Annotated in this window: 11 protein-coding genes; 7 read left to right on the plus strand and 4 right to left on the minus strand. The window is 60.9% G+C overall.

The window, feature by feature from the left end:
* Window positions 1–167: 167 nt before the first annotated feature.
* From VMY05_09880 to VMY05_09895, 4 genes are read right to left on the minus strand one after another with little or no spacing between them, the layout of a single operon-like run.
* Complete coding sequence (locus tag VMY05_09880; protein ID HUV31384.1) at window positions 168–3896, minus strand: molybdopterin-dependent oxidoreductase; 3729 nt, start codon at window positions 3894–3896, stop codon at window positions 168–170.
* 8 nt (window positions 3897–3904) lie between these two features.
* Window positions 3905–5662, minus strand: coding sequence for an NADH-quinone oxidoreductase subunit NuoF (gene nuoF / locus VMY05_09885; GenBank protein HUV31385.1), 1758 nt, complete (start codon window positions 5660–5662; stop codon window positions 3905–3907).
* A gap of 10 nt (window positions 5663–5672) precedes the next feature.
* Window positions 5673–6179 carry an NADH-quinone oxidoreductase subunit NuoE gene (gene nuoE, locus VMY05_09890; GenBank protein ID HUV31386.1) on the minus strand — a complete coding sequence of 169 codons (507 nt, stop codon included), beginning with the start codon at window positions 6177–6179 and terminating at the stop codon, window positions 5673–5675.
* Between the two features lie 9 nt (window positions 6180–6188).
* Window positions 6189–6683: a hypothetical protein gene (locus tag VMY05_09895; GenBank protein ID HUV31387.1), complete on the minus strand. Its 495-nt coding sequence runs from the start codon at window positions 6681–6683 to the stop codon at window positions 6189–6191.
* Window positions 6684–7054: 371 nt separating this feature from the next.
* Here VMY05_09895 and queG point away from each other — a divergent pair, with 371 nt between their 5' ends.
* From queG to VMY05_09930, 7 genes are all read left to right on the plus strand, one after another.
* Window positions 7055–8014, plus strand: coding sequence for a tRNA epoxyqueuosine(34) reductase QueG (gene queG, locus VMY05_09900; protein ID HUV31388.1), 960 nt, complete (start codon window positions 7055–7057; stop codon window positions 8012–8014).
* An 86-nt stretch (window positions 8015–8100) separates the two neighbouring features.
* Window positions 8101–8769 (plus strand): ribulose-phosphate 3-epimerase, encoded by a 669-nt coding sequence (gene rpe, locus VMY05_09905; GenBank protein ID HUV31389.1) that lies wholly within the window; start codon window positions 8101–8103, stop codon window positions 8767–8769.
* Between the two features lie 69 nt (window positions 8770–8838).
* On the plus strand, window positions 8839–10503 hold the full coding sequence (locus VMY05_09910) for a glucose-6-phosphate isomerase (GenBank protein ID HUV31390.1): 1665 nt from the start codon (window positions 8839–8841) through the stop codon (window positions 10501–10503).
* 19 nt (window positions 10504–10522) lie between these two features.
* Window positions 10523–12469, plus strand: a complete 1947-nt coding sequence (locus VMY05_09915; GenBank protein HUV31391.1) for a transketolase — start codon at window positions 10523–10525, stop codon at window positions 12467–12469.
* Window positions 12470–12512: 43 nt separating this feature from the next.
* A complete protein-coding gene (locus VMY05_09920; protein ID HUV31392.1) occupies window positions 12513–12836 on the plus strand; it encodes a heavy metal-binding domain-containing protein in 324 nt (107 codons plus the stop codon).
* A 202-nt stretch (window positions 12837–13038) separates the two neighbouring features.
* The gene (locus VMY05_09925) at window positions 13039–14010 is read left to right on the plus strand and encodes a glucokinase (protein HUV31393.1); all 972 of its coding nucleotides are present in this window, start codon (window positions 13039–13041) and stop codon (window positions 14008–14010) included.
* 6 nt (window positions 14011–14016) lie between these two features.
* Window positions 14017–14670 carry a thiamine diphosphokinase gene (locus VMY05_09930; GenBank protein ID HUV31394.1) on the plus strand — a complete coding sequence of 218 codons (654 nt, stop codon included), beginning with the start codon at window positions 14017–14019 and terminating at the stop codon, window positions 14668–14670.
* The last annotated feature ends 13 nt before the right edge of the window (window positions 14671–14683 follow it).

A 14683-nucleotide genomic window follows, 5' to 3' on the forward strand; every position in this document is an offset into this window, starting at 1 on the left:
TGGGCTTTCGTCATATCACTATCCCCATTCTGCACCGGCAAACCCGGTGGCATCATTTATACATACCACTCATAGGTACGCACTTTCGAACCAGGATTCAAGCGTTCACGTTCATACTCATCGGTCCCGCCCGTGGCCGGCGCCCGGAGTATGATTACCGCAAGCCCCTAAGCTCTGATCCCCTGCATCCGTGCGGCCATCCGTGCATCGATCCCAAGCACTATCGGCGCCTTTGCGGACGTGGCCAGCACCTGATCGGTATAGAGTACGAAGTGCGCCTTACCGTCCTCGGTGGCAAACCGGCCGTTGAGACCGGCCTTGGCCTGAGAGGCAAGAAAGGCCAGTTCGCTGGTCAGTTCGTCGACATTCTTCGGGCCCACAGCGCCTCCGAGACCCTCCATCAACCGGGAGATGATCGCGACGTTGGTCATGCCGCTGACCGGATCGCCGATGGGGATGGTTTTCTGCTGGAGACCGGCCCAGTTGTTGAAATGGCCGTGGTTTTCCAGGTACCCCGACAGGGGCAGAAAGACGTCCGCCATCTGCACTGTCTCGGTGTCGAACATGTCCGCTACCACCAGGAATTCCAGGTTGTCGATGAACGGGTTGTACTGCTCATCGGCCGCCGGGTTCTCACCGAGGATGATGGCGCCGCGAATCTGGTCCTGGCTCATCTTGCGACTGACGTTGGTCCCCGACTTTTCCAGGAGCGCGGCCAGGTCAACCTGCCAGAGCGAGGCGACCTCGCCAAGGTGGCCGGTGTTCTTCAGCGTGGCGCCGCCCGGCAGCAGCCGGTTGTCGAATCCGGCCAGCCTCAGGCCGTTTTGATTGCACTGGCTGCCGGTCAGGGCCAGCCCGGAGCCGTCCGTCCCTATCTTGCCCAGGGCCAAAAGGAGCGTCACCAGCGCCTTCAGGTCGTCTGCGGCGCGGTCGATGCGGCTGTCGATGTTGTAGACGGCAACGGTTTTTCTGGCCGGGTCGGAAACCAGGGCGGCGATTTTCCTGATCGTATCGGGAGCAACGCCGGTGATCGAACCGATCTCCTCGAGGTTCCGGCCCGCCAGGTTTTTCCTGACCTGCTCGAAGTTCGTCGTGCGCTGAGCAACGAAAGCCTCGTTTACGCCGCCGCTGCGAATGACTTCGCCGATTACGCCGTTTAGAAGCGTGGTGGCAGTGCCGCGACGGGGATCGGCCCAGAGGGCAGCATGCCGAACAAGGTCGATCTCCGCTGAGTTGATGACTATAGCCTCGGCGCCATGACGAACGCGCCGTTTGAGCTGCCAGCCGAGAACCGGGTTGTCGATGGCGGGGTCACCCCCGACGAACAGGTACAGGTCGGCGTTGGCGATCTCCTCGGCGCCGACCGAGGGCGCCGTGCTTCCGAGCACCTCGTCAAGGGCATGGTAATCGGCCTCGTTAACCATCTGATGAAACGACACGATGTTATTCGTGCCAATGACGGCGCGGCCGAGACGCCCGGTCAGGTACAGTTCCTCGTTGGTCAGCTTGGGAGAGGCGGCCACCATGATGTGATCGGGCGAGTGTTCGGCGGCAATGTGTCCCAGGCCTTGCGAAACCGCCGCAAACGCCTCGTCCCAGGATGCCTCAACGAGCTTTCCGCCTTTCCTGATTTTCGGCGTCTTGAGGCGGCTGCCGTCGAGGTAGTGCTGATACCCGAAACGCCCGCGCACGCACAGCTCACCGCGGTTGGGTCCCCGGTCCGGCGGCGCGCCGGTGACAAAAAAGAGGTCCGGTGTCTTGACGTTCAGGGTGATGTTACAGCCGACGGCGCAATAGTTGCACACGCTGAACATCGGTTCCATCTTCCAGGGCCCGGAGCGGCGGAAGGGCATCTTCTCGACGAGGGCGCCGGTGGGGCAGACGTCGATACAGTTACCGCAGGAGACGCAGTTGGTCTCGTGCAGCGCCTTTTCCAGGGCGGGTTTGACAATCGTCTTGAAGCCGCGGTGGATGAAACCCAGCGCTGAGACGTTGAGGATTTCGGCGCACGTAGAAACGCAGCGTCCGCACCGAATGCATTTGTTGGAATCGATCTTTATGAACGGATGCCTGGTGTCCACCTTATAGCGGCTGAAGCCGCCCACGAAACGCTTCTGGTCGACGCCGTACTCGGTGCAGTAATCCTGGAGGGCGCAGGAAAGGCCGACGTCACAGCCGCACTCGGCGCAACGCAGGGACTCGGACACCGCCATCTCCCCATCGAACCCCAGTTCAACTTCTTCAAACGTGTGGATTCGTTCGGCGGCCGGAAGCTCCGGCATGCCGTGTCGTTCGGCCGGCTCCAGGGCGGGGAGATCTTCGACCGTCAGCTTGTGGAAGTTATCCCGCGTGCTCTCGAAGCGCGACACCGGCGGCTCGGCAATGCCGGTTTTGATGTACTTTTCGATGGCGCGTGCGGCGGCGCGCCCGGCGGCGATAGCGTCGATAGCATCAGCCGGACCGGTCACCACGTCGCCTCCGGAAAAAACGCCCGGGTGGTCGGTCTGGAAGGTGCCTTTCTTGGCCTCGATGGTCTTCCAGCGAGTGACCTGGACGGCCTGGTCGCTTTCAACGCCGCTGAGGTCCGGCTCCTGGCCGATCGCGGAGATGACCCAGTCGCACTCGAGCGTATACTCCGAACCTTCGATCTTGACCGGGCGACGCCTGCCGCTCTCGTCCGGCTCACCCAGCTCCATGCGGAGACATTCCATCGATTCGAGGCGGTCACCCGAGACGTTGACCCTTACCGGGGCGGCCAGGAAATTCATATTGACGCCTTCCTCTTCAGCGGCCTCGATCTCCACCTCGTTAGCGGGCATCTCTTTTCGGGTCCGTCGGTAGAGCAGGATGACCTCGTCGGCGCCAAGCCGCAGAGACGTCCGCGCGGCATCGATGGCGGTATTGCCGCCGCCGACCACCACCACGCGACCGCCTATCTTCGGGTTGGTTTTCATCTGCGCCTGGCGTAGGAACTCCACACCCGAGAGAATACCGTCGACCTCCTCATTCTCAACGCGCATCGGCTTGCCGACCTGCGCCCCCAGTCCCACGAAGACCGCCTTGTAGCCCTGCTTGAACAGGTCATCCATGCTGAAGTCTTTACCGAGGGTCTTGTTAAGCTGTACTTCCACGCCAAGGTCGGTGATCCACTTTATCTCTTTGTCGAGAACCTTCTTCGGCAGGCGGTACTCAGGAATGCCGTACTTGAGCATACCGCCCAGTTCCGGCAGGGCTTCAAAGACCGTGGGCCGGTAACCGTCAATTACCAGGTAATACGCGGCGGTCAGCCCGGCCGGGCCGCCGCCGATTATGGCCACTTTCTCGCCGTTGTCAGGTTTCGTTGGCGGCTGCCACATGTGGCCGATCATATCCTGGTCGGCGGCGTAGCGCTTGAGGAAATCAATCCCCACCGGCGCGTCGAGCAGCGAGCGGCGGCAGTTGACCTCGCACTTGCGCGTGCATACCCGGCCACAGACCGACGGCAGCGGGTTCTTTTCCTTGATGAGCGCAATAGCTTCCCGGAATTTACCAAGATTGACCAGGGACATGTAGCCCTGTATGTCGACGTCCGCCGGGCAGTTGAGCCGGCAGGGACCGAAACAGTCCGCGTAGTGATCAGAAAGAAGCAATTCCAGACAGGTCTTACGCGCCCGCAGAACCTTTTCGGATCGCGTCTGGATTTTCATGCCCTCGGTGACCCTGGTCGAACAGGAGGGGAACAACCTCGTCTGGCCCTCCATCTCGACCACGCAGAGGAAGCAGGATCCGAACGGGGGCAGCTTGTCGTCATAGCAGAGGGTCGGGATACTGTCAATGTTCTGCTCCCGGCAGACCTGGAGAATGGTCCGGTCGGGTGACGCCGTAATCTCTTTCCCGTTTATCGTAAGCTTGACCATGGCTGTCCTCATTCCTTCGTCACCGCGTCAAAGCGGCAGACAGTGAAGCATTTTCCACACTTAATGCACTTGTCCTGATCGACGACGTGTTTCTGTTTCTTCTCTCCCGTGATGGCCTCGGTAGGGCAGGCTCGTGCGCAGACCACGCATCCGGTGCAGTTATCGTTGATCGTGTACGTCAGGAGAGCCGCGCAGACGTGAGCCGGGCAGCGCTTCTCCTCGATGTGCGTCACGTACTCATCGCGGAAGTACCGGAGCGTCGTCAGCACCGGGTTCGGCGCCGTCTGGCCGAGGCCGCACAGGGAGGCCGCCTTGATCTGTTCGCTGAGCTCGTCGAGGTTTTCGAGGTCCTCCATAGTGCCCTCGCCCATGGTGATGCGCTCGAGGATCTCCAGCATCCGTTTGGTCCCGATGCGGCAGAACGTGCACTTGCCGCATGACTCAACCTGGGTGAAGGCGAGGAAGAACTTGGCCACGTCAACCATGCAGGTGGTTTCGTCCATGACGATCAGGCCGCCGGAACCCATAATGGCCCCGGTTTTGTTGATCTGCTGGTAGTCAATCGGCAAGTCACACAGCCTGGCGGGGATACAGCCGCCCGAGGGACCGCCCATCTGAACCGCCTTGAGTGCCCGATCATCGATAATACCGCCGCAGGCGTCGAAAACGATCGAACGGATCGTAATGCCCATCGGGACCTCGACCAGGCCGGTCCGCTTGACCTTGCCGGCCATAGCGAACACCTTGGTCCCCTTGCTGTCCTCGGTTCCAAAGGCGGCAAAGGCCTCACCGCCCCTCATAACGATCCAGGGTATGTTGGCGAAGGTTTCGACGTTGTTGATATTGGTCGGCTTGCCCCACAGGCCGGACTGGGCCGGAAACGGCGGGCGGAAACGCGGCATGCCGCGTCTGCCTTCAATGGAGTGAATCAGCGCCGTTTCTTCGCCGCAGACGAAGGCGCCCGCGCCTTCCTTAATCCTGATGGCGAAGTTGAAGCCGGAATCAAGGATGTTCTCGCCCAGGAACCCGCTTTGCCTGGCCTGGGCGATCGCCTGGCGCAGCCTGGCAATCGCCTTCGGGTACTCGGCACGGCAGTAGATGTACGCCTCGTCCGCGCCGACGGCGAAGCCCGCGATAACCATGCCCTCGAGGACCGCATGCGGGTCGCTTTCCAGCACCGAACGGTCCATGAAGGCTCCCGGGTCGCCCTCGTCGGCGTTGCAGATGATGTACTTCTTGTCTCCCGGCGCCGAGCGTGTGAACTTCCATTTGGCCCCGGTGGGGAAGCCTCCGCCGCCCCGCCCGCGAAGGCCGGACCTGGAGACCTCGTCTATCACCTGCTCCGGAGACATCCGGACGAGCGCTTTCTGAAGCGCCTCGTAACCGCCCTCGGCGATGTATTCATCGATGGAACCGGGGTCGATCCGGCCGCAGTTTCTGAGCACGATGCGGTTCTGGTTTTCGAAGAAACCGATCTCACGGTCATCGCCGCTGACCCGCCACTCATCAATGACGCGGTCACCGAGAATATCCTCTTGAACGATACGCGCCACGCCTTCCGGTGTAACGGGGCCGTAGAGATGCCCGTCGCCGTTGCCGTTGGATACCTCGACCAGGACTTCCCGGTAGCACATACCGATGCAGCCTGTTTCCTTAAGGACGAACGCCTCGGGCTGCTCCCTGAGTTCGTCCTGGAAGGCTTTGAAGACCTTTTCGCCGCCGGCCGAGATCCCGCAGGTGCCTAATCCAACTTTCACTGTCTTCATCGAAGTAACCTCAATCGTTTTCCGGTTGCGCTTGCTTCTTGACCTGCCGCTTGAAGTTGCGAATGATTTTCCGCAGCTTCTGCGCCGTCAGGCGGCCGAAGGTCTCGTCGTTGAAGGTTATCACCGGCGCCAGCGAGCAGCAGCCGAGGCAGGCGACCGAGAGCAAGCTGAAGTTGCCGTCGTCGGTGGTCTCCTCGTACGTGATCCCCAGTTCGTCCTGCATGGTATCGTACACCATTTTGGCGCCGTTGACGTGGCACGCGGTCCCGTTGCAGATCTTGATAATATTCTTGCCCAGGGGCTTGGTGCGGAACTGCGCATAGAAGGTCACGACGCCGTAAATGTCGGCCGCCGGGATACCCGTGACGTGGCTGATATAGTCGATGGCCTTCTCGGAAACGTACCCGTAGGTGTCCTGGGCCGACTGCAACAGGGGGATGAGCGCCCCGGCATGCCCGTCGTACTTCCACAGGTCGACGTTGAAGGTCTTGAATTCCTGCGTTGTTTCGTGTGCCATGAGCGACTCCTACATGTTTTCCAGATCGATGAGTCGATCCTGCTTGATGCGCAGAACGCCGTCCAGGGGCCGGATCTGCTCGTTGATGGTGCGGTCAATGTCATCGAAGCTCTCCCCGGTCACCATCGCCGCCATGTCGCAGCCGCCGGCCGTGGGGGAGACGAAGGCCACCGCGGTATTCGACGTCAGCGCGGCGGTCAGGGCGTCCTTCTTCGACGAATCAATGTCCATGAACGCGTAGCTTCGGCTTACGCTGACGTCGCGCGTGTCAACCGCGTCGTTATCCGCGAGAATTTCGCACCTCTTGAGTTCCAGCAGGCCGTCAAGCCGCTTGACAGCATCGAGGGCCCCGCCGTCGGAAGAATCCAGCTTGATGATGAGGTTATGGTGCCCCTCGACCGCGTCCCACCGCGCGACTCCGTTCAGGCCCCGGATCACCTCGAGGGCGGGCAGGAGCCGTTCATGGTCGTCAAATCGCGCAAGCAAGTATGATCCGAAACTCATCGTCTGATCCTTTCTCATGTAATACGAATTGAATTGTTGCCTCAGCTAAACGGGTCGGCGGTCCGGGCAGCGGTCGGACCGAAGGCTGTCGAGCCGGCCGGCCGCAAGCATAGTTTGAGAAATCTTTCACAATACCGCCCAAAAAAAACCACCTGGCCAACTTGGTGCTAAGGTAGCGATTGGGTAGGAATCTGTCAATACGGCCCAGCCCGAAATCTGTACCCGGTTTTGCCGTACCGGTTTAGGCGCCGTGCGGTCTGTTGGCCGGGATCCCCGGGGGAAAAGCGCTCTCCGGCCCAAGGAAGTCTCCGGCCGGGGAGCTTTTGTTTTTGCGGGTTTACTCCCGGCTGCCTATATATTACCGACTCGGCATGATAACATCCGAACAGGTAAAGAAGCTCGCCGCGGCACGGGGATTTGATCTCTGCGGTATCACCACGCCGGAACTGATACCGGAGGCACGAAGGCGGTACGTGCGGTATCTCGAGGACGGGCTTCACGGCGAGATGACCTATCTGGCGCGGGAAGTCGCCCGGCGCACCGACGCGTCCGGTCTGATGGAGAATGCGCGGTCGGTGATAATGCTGGGGCTGAACTACTTTCAGCCGAACGCTCAGAAAGTGCCCGCCGATTACGGCCGTATTTCCCGGTATGCCAGGGGCCGGGACTACCATAAGGTAGTCTCGAACAAGACCAGGGCCCTGATCCGGTCGATCGAGAGCGTTCTGGGGACCACCGAGCCTTTTGAATTCAAGTGGTTTGTCGACTACGGGCCGATGATGGAGCGGGCGTACGCCGAGAAAGCCGGGCTGGGGTTTATCGGCAGGAACGGCATGTTAATCAACCGCGAGTTCGGTTCCTGGGTATTCCTGTCGGAGATTATCACCAGCCTTGACCTGCAACCGGACGTGCCCGATCCGACGGCCCACGGTGATTGCGGCGACTGTCGGCTTTGCGCGCAGGCTTGCCCCACGGGCGCGATCGTGGCACCGAGGGTCATCGACTCCCGGCGGTGCATTTCCTACCTGACGGTTGAAAAACCCTCGAGCGTGTCGGACGATCTGGCTGGCCGGATGGGCAGCCTGGTGTTCGGCTGTGATATCTGTCAGGAGGTCTGCCCGTACAACCGCGCGGCGACCGTGACCCGTCACGCCGAGTTGCTGTCAGCCCGTGGGATGGGGGAGTTCCTCGATCTGAAGGCGGTCATGCGCATGCAGACACGGGAGGATTTCTTGCAGCTTACGGCCGGCACGGCACTCACGCGGCCGAAGCTCGAGGGTCTGAAACGAAGCGCTGGAATCGTTCTGAAGAACCAGGTCGAACGGACGTAAGCACGTCGTCTGAGCGACATGGCACGGGCAAGACCGAGGGCCAAAAAGCGGTTGCGTCACGCTCCGAAATTACCCACATTGGCGCTATGCCGAAAGTCGCCCCATCGGTTCTGGCTGCGGATTTTTCCCACCTGGCTGACGACGTTTCCAGCGCCGAACAGGCCGGCGTCTCCATGCTCCACCTGGACATAATGGATGGTCACTTTGTGCCGAATATCTCGTTCGGCCCCGGGATCGTGAAGACCATTAACGAGATCACGGACCTGTTTCTGGACGTTCATCTGATGTTATCCCAGCCGGAGAAGTACTTCGACCAATTCGTCAAGGCCGGCGCGGATGCTATTACTTTTCACCTCGAAGTCCATCCGGAACCGGCTCCTCAGGCCGCCCGCCTCCGCGCGCTTGGTGTGAAAACTGGCATCTCAATCAACCCGGACATGCCCGTTGAGCGTGTGCTGCGCTATCTGGAGGATTTCGACTTCCTGCTGCTGATGTCGGTGTTTCCCGGTTTCGGCGGCCAGGGTTTCATAGACTCGGTCAAGCAGAAAATCTCAGTGGCCCGCCAACACGTTGACCGGCACCAACTCGACACCAGGATCATGGTAGACGGCGGCATCGACGCCGGCAACGTGCGCGAGGTGGTCGCCGCCGGTGCGGACATCCTGGTCATGGGGACAGGCTTCTTCGGCAGCGCCGATCGTCGGCAGCTGGTCGAGTCCGTAGAGAGCTTGAGCAACGCCAACCGGGTTCCGTAGACAGACATGCAGCCTCGAGGATTCATTTACCTTCACCCGGGACAAGTTCAGACAGAGTATGCCGGAGCCGTGAGGAAGGGAATAAACCGCGGCCTGGTGCCAAAAATCATGAACCGCAAGCCGGAGGTGTTCACCGGCGGGCGGGACACGAGCAAACGCATAGCCAATCGGCTGGGCTGGGTCGACGTCGTGTCCCTGATGAAGCGAAGAGTGGCGGGGATAGAACGCGTCGCCGATGGTGCCTTTCGGGCGGGCCTGCGGCACATCGTGCTCATGGGCATGGGCGGATCATCGTTGTGCCCGGAAGTGTTCGGGAAGATTTTCGGTCGACATCCCGCGGTCAGATCATTCCAGGTGCTGGACTCCACGGACCCTGCGACCGTGAGGGCTGTCCGGCGAAAGATCGACCTGAAGAAGACCCTGTTTATTGTCGCCTCCAAGTCCGGGACCACCGTCGAAACGCGGTCGCACGAGGCCTATTTTTTTAACGAACTCAGGAATGCAGGTGTGCGGGTGCCGGGGCGGCGGTTCGTGGCTATCACCGATGCCGGGAGTGACCTCGAGCGGCTGGCCCGAAGGCAGAAGTATCGGAGGACATTCGTCAATCCGTCCGACATCGGCGGACGGTATTCAGCGCTTTCGTACTTCGGTCTCGTCCCGGCGTATTTTGTCGGCGTCGACCTGAGGAGGCTGCTGGACGAGGCTGCCGAAACGGAGCGGCTGCTGCGCGATCGTGATGATGAGAGCAATCCGGCGCTTCTTCTGGGCGCCCTGATGGCCGCGTGTGCCGGGGCAGGTTTGAACAAAATGACCCTGCTGGCCTCCAGGAGAACCGCTCCGTTGGTCCCGTGGCTGGAGCAACTGGTTGCGGAGTCAACCGGAAAGAAGAAAACCGGCATCGTGCCCGTTGAAGCCGAGCCTGTCGGAAAGGCCGGACACTATGGAGCGGACCGTTTCTTCGTCTTCCTTCGCATGACCGGTGAAAAGCAGGAGCCGCACGGACGGTTGATGAAGAGGTTGATCCAACAGAGGGCACCGGTAGTCGAACTGGTCGTCGGTGACCGGTACGACGTGGGCAGCCATTTCCTGCTTTGGGAGGCGGCGGTGGCCGCGGCCGGCAGCCTGATGGGAATCAACCCGTTTGACGAGCCGAATGTGACCGAGAGCAAAGAAAATACTAACGCCATACTTGCAGATTATACGGCCGGCGGGGCGTTCCCGCTCATGGAAAAGGTGGCACGGCGGGCGGGTCTGTCATCGGCGGCAGCCCGCGGAGGCCGGCAACACGGCAGGCTTGATCGGGCGGAAGCCGCCCGTTCCTTGAAACGGTTTCTGGCCGGTCTGCGGCCGCCGCAGTACCTGGCCGTGCTCTGCTATTTCAAGTCCGACCGGCGCACGAAGGAAGCGCTCGCCGAGCTGCGCCGAAAGGTTTGCGACAGGACGGGAGCGGCAGTGGTGCGGGGGTATGGTCCGCGATACCTGCATTCAATCGGGCAGTTGTACAAAGGCGGGCCGTCGAATGGCCGCTTCATCATATTCGTTCGAGACCGTTATGATCACCTGGAGATCCCCGGACGACCATTTGATTTCGGCCGGTTGATCGCAGCCCAGGCGGTCGGTGACGCCCGTGCCCTGTCGCGGCGCAGGCTTCCGGTGTTGGTAATGACAGTCGGCCCCGACCCTGCGGCAGGGCTTCGAACGTTTGCCCGTGCGGCAGGCAGGGCACTTCAATAGGAAGGAACGGATTACGGCTATGTTTGACACGTGGCGCGGCTTCACTCAGGGGAGACTATCCCGGGACCGGTACGAGCAACTGACCGAAATGGCCAGGCAGGCCAGGGGGCACATCCTCAAAATGACAACGGTGGCGGGCTCGGGTCATCCGGGCGGCTCCATGTCGTCGCTGGAAGTGTTCCTGGTTCTGTACACGACAGCCAGGGTGGACCCCGGTGACCCGTTGCGTGATGATCGCGACAGGATAATCATCTCTCACGGGCACACCTCGCCGGGTGTCTACGCGGCGCTGGGTGCGGCGGGATTCTATGACGTCACGCTTGCCCTGCACGGTTTTCGTCAGGGCGGCTCACCGTTCGAAGGCCACGTGGAACGTTCCATCCCCGGGGTTGAATGGGATACCGGCAACCTGGGCCAGGGTCTTTCGGTGGGCGTCGGCAAAGCCATCTACGCGCGGCTGTCCGGAAACGATTTTCATACCTATGTATGCATGGGTGACGGTGAGCAGCAAAAGGGGCAGATATCCGAGGCCCGGCGGATGGCTGCCAAGTACAAGCTGACGCGTTTGACGGCTATTGTCGATTTCAACCACCTGCAGATCTCCGGCCGGATCGAAGACATCATGCCGCAGGACATCAGGGCCGAGTGGGAAGCGGGCGGGTGGAAAGTGATCGAGATCGACGGCCATGATCTTAACCAGGTCTACGAGTCGCTGCGCACAGCCACCATGGATGACGGCTCCCCGTATATGATCCTGGCCACTTCGGTCATGGGTCAAGGGGTCTCCTTCATGAAGAACGACAAGAGCTTCCACGGTTCGGCCGTCAAGAAAGACCGGATCCAGACCGCCCTTGATGAACTCGGCATCGAGAACGACGTCGAGGCTCTGCTGGCGCGCCGGAAGGAAGGTCCGCCGCCGATGTTTGATATCAGGCGTCCGGCTTTTCCGAACGTTGACGCCGGTTCGCCGATCAGCTACCAGGCTGACGTTGGCATGGACAACCGGAGCGCTTTCGGCAGCGCTCTGCAGTCGGTGGCCGAGAAGAACATGGGCCGGGAGGCCTTCACGATGGCCGTGTTCGACTGTGACCTGGCGGGGTCCGTCAAGACCCACGGGTTCGCCATGAAGTATCCGCACAACTTCTTTCAGTGCGGGATATCCGAGCACAACGCGGCGAGCATGGCCGGCTCTCTTTCGGCGGAAGCAGCCGTTTCCGTATGGGCGGATTTCGGCGTGTTCGGCATCGATGAGACGTACAACCAGGCCCGGCTGAACGACATCAATCACACCAACCTGAAACTGTTCTGCACGCATTCGGGCGTCAACGTCGGCGAGGACGGCAAAACACATCAGTGCATCGACTACTTCGGGCTGTTCAACTCCACGTTCGGCTGGAAAGTGATCACGCCGGCTGACCCCAATCAGACCGACCGGGCGGTGCGCTATGTCCTGTCCCGGCCGGGCAATTTCGCCGTCATTATGGGACGGTCCGTGAATCCGGTTATCACCGATGAATCCGGGCGGCCGTTCTTTGCCGAAAACTACGCCTACCGCTACGGCCGCATGGAGACGATTCGGCAGGGCAGGGGTTTTGCGCTGGTGGCGGCAGGCAATATGCTCGGTCGCGCGCTGGAAGCCTGGGACATACTTAACGCCGAAAAAAGACGCATAGCGCTTGTCTGCGTGTCCGACTGGTCGGACCTGCATGCCGATGACCTGGCCATGCTGGCGTCCTATGATCGGATTGCGGTGCTCGAAGATCACAATGTCAGGACCGGACTGGGAACGGCCATAGCCGCGACCCTGGCTGACAGCGATCTCTCGGTCGGAATCACCAGGCTGGGTGTCACCACGTACGCGTCGTCCGGTAAACCCGACGAGCTTTTCAGGATGCTCGGGCTGGACCCGCATTCCGTCGCGGCCCGTATACGCGCGCTTGTCGAGAACAGCCCGGTCGGGGTTTGAGAGCCGGCCGCAAGCCGGAACCGAAAAAGTAAAGGAGCATATCATGCTGGTAGTCACTACGCCGAATATTGAAGGCAAGAAAATCACCAGGTACTTCGGTCTGGTCAGCGGTGAGGCCATCCTCGGCGCCAATATTTTCAAGGACCTCTTCGCGTCCATCCGCGACATAGTCGGCGGCCGGTCACAGGCCTACGAGCAGGAATTGCAGAAGGCGAAGGCCATCGCCCTGAGCGAAATGAGCGAGAAAGCGCAGGCGATGGGGGCAAATGCCGTGATTGCGGTCGACCTGGATTACGAGAGTATCTCCATGGGGACGTCCAATATGCTTATGGTGAGCGCCTCCGGCACGGCGGTTGTCTGCCAGTGACGCCTCCCGGGGGCGGCCGGGTCCGCCCCATGCGGGGCAAAACGAGGTGGAAATCCGAACGGTTCAGGCCAGAAAGCGCTTGTCAAGGGACCGGCCACTGCTTATTCTTCCCCTGCCTCTAGTTCTCGCATCAAAAGCCACGGACGATAGCGGTAAGCCTTCGCTGAGGATGGACTTGCAGTAAGGTATACAGGGGTGCGTGATGAAAGCAATGCTGGCCGGATACATAAGCGGGTCGTCGGTTGACCTTGCGCGCGTGCGCAACACGGGCAACCGGGTGGAGTTGTACGACCAAGCTAATTTCGTCAGCACCGGCTATTCCGACCTCGAGTCAATCCTTAAAATCTATCACAAGAAGAGCAAGGGTGATATCGACGTTGCCTGCTTCGGTGTCGCCGGACCCGTGATCAGAAACGAGGTTTCAACCACCAACCTCCCGTGGCACATCGTGGGCGGCGAGATCGAGAAGAGGTTTTCCATCAAGCAGGTTCGATTGCTCAACGACATCGTTGCGACCGCCTATGGTCTTCCGCATCTCGGCCCCGACAGGTTCTACACTATCAACGAGGGTAATCCCGGAGAGAACGGGAATCTCGGCCTGATCGCCGCCGGGGCCGGTCTGGGTGAAGCGTTGATCTACCGCACCGGCGACCAGATCCACCCGTATGCCTCGGAAGGGGGCCATGCCGATTTCGCGCCGAGCAACCAGATCCAGGCTGAACTCTGGGAATACCTGTATGGGGAATTGGGCAATGTCGAGGTGGAGGACATCGTGAGCCTGACCGGCCTGGAACGGATATTCAACTTCCTGGTCGACACCCACGGGGGAGTCCGGGGGGAGTGGTATGACCGCGCCGAGAACCGGGCGGCGGCCATAATCGAGATGGCGCTCTCAGGCAGGGACCGCACAGCCGGCCAGGCGCTGGACATTTTCATAGACTGTTACGCCTCGGAGGCGGCCAACCTGGCCCTGAAGGGCATGACGCTCGGCGGCATCTACATCGGGGGCCAGATAGCGCCGCAGATCATTACCGCGCTGGATCAGGGGCGGTTCATGGAGCACTTCGTAAAGCACGGCAAAATGGAGAGCCTGCTGGCCGGCATGCCGGTGGGGGTCATCATCGAAGAGAAAACGGCCCTGCTTGGTGCGGCAGGCGTGTCCACAGCCATGTGATGCCGCATGAGAGACTGCATCATCTTCCTGCGCGGGGTCTATCGCGCTCGTGATCTAACCTTTTACCGCTCGCTTTGCCGTGGAAAATTCCGCATCGCGGCCGACGGGGGATACGCTTTCTTCCGTAAATCCGGGCTGGTGCCCGACCTGCTCGTGGGCGACTTTGATTCCCTGAGAATCAGCCCGAACCGGCTGTCTTCGCGCACCAGGATCGAGCCTCACTCGACGAACAAGAACGCCACGGACGCCGAACTGGCTCTCGACTACTGCCTGCGGCGGGGGGCACGCCGCGTCGATATCGTGCAACCGTCGATCGGCGAGCCGGACCATTTCGCCGGCAACCTGCTCCTGCTGGCCAGGTCGCACAAGGACGCAAACAGGCGGTATAAGCCGCGTGTCCGGCTGGTCGATGCCGCCGCCGAGGTGCTTATGGTCGATTCGAGTGTGTGGATCATTCGGGGGGCGGTTGGTGACAGGGTGTCAGTAGTACCTATCTCCAAACGTGCAATCCTGACCTGCCAGGGCACGGACTACGACGTCGTCAACCTGACAATTCGACGGGGCGAGACGGTAGGTTTGCGTAACCGCGTCCGCACTGCTCGTGCGCGATTCGAAATCCGGGGGACGGCGCTGGTTTTTCACCGTTGGGCCGGCCGTTAAGGTCGGGCCATTC

This window comes from Acidobacteriota bacterium, assembly GCA_035529075.1.
In the GTDB taxonomy this organism is placed as follows: domain Bacteria; phylum Zixibacteria; class MSB-5A5; order GN15; family FEB-12; genus DATKXK01.

Bases quoted from the DNA above. Each gene is read 5' to 3' on its own strand.
- VMY05_09880 (HUV31384.1), bottom strand. From the start codon at position 3,896: ATGGTCAAGCTTACGATAAACGGGAAAGAGATTACGGCGTCACCCGAC.
- nuoF (HUV31385.1), bottom strand. From the start codon at position 5,662: ATGAAGACAGTGAAAGTTGGATTAGGCACCTGCGGGATCTCGGCCGGC.
- nuoE (HUV31386.1), bottom strand. From the start codon at position 6,179: ATGGCACACGAAACAACGCAGGAATTCAAGACCTTCAACGTCGACCTG.
- VMY05_09895 (HUV31387.1), bottom strand. From the start codon at position 6,683: ATGAGTTTCGGATCATACTTGCTTGCGCGATTTGACGACCATGAACGG.
- queG (HUV31388.1), top strand. From the start codon at position 7,055: ATGATAACATCCGAACAGGTAAAGAAGCTCGCCGCGGCACGGGGATTT.
- rpe (HUV31389.1), top strand. From the start codon at position 8,101: ATGCCGAAAGTCGCCCCATCGGTTCTGGCTGCGGATTTTTCCCACCTG.
- VMY05_09915 (HUV31391.1), top strand. From the start codon at position 10,523: ATGTTTGACACGTGGCGCGGCTTCACTCAGGGGAGACTATCCCGGGAC.
- VMY05_09920 (HUV31392.1), top strand. From the start codon at position 12,513: ATGCTGGTAGTCACTACGCCGAATATTGAAGGCAAGAAAATCACCAGG.
- VMY05_09925 (HUV31393.1), top strand. From the start codon at position 13,039: ATGAAAGCAATGCTGGCCGGATACATAAGCGGGTCGTCGGTTGACCTT.
- VMY05_09930 (HUV31394.1), top strand. From the start codon at position 14,017: ATGAGAGACTGCATCATCTTCCTGCGCGGGGTCTATCGCGCTCGTGAT.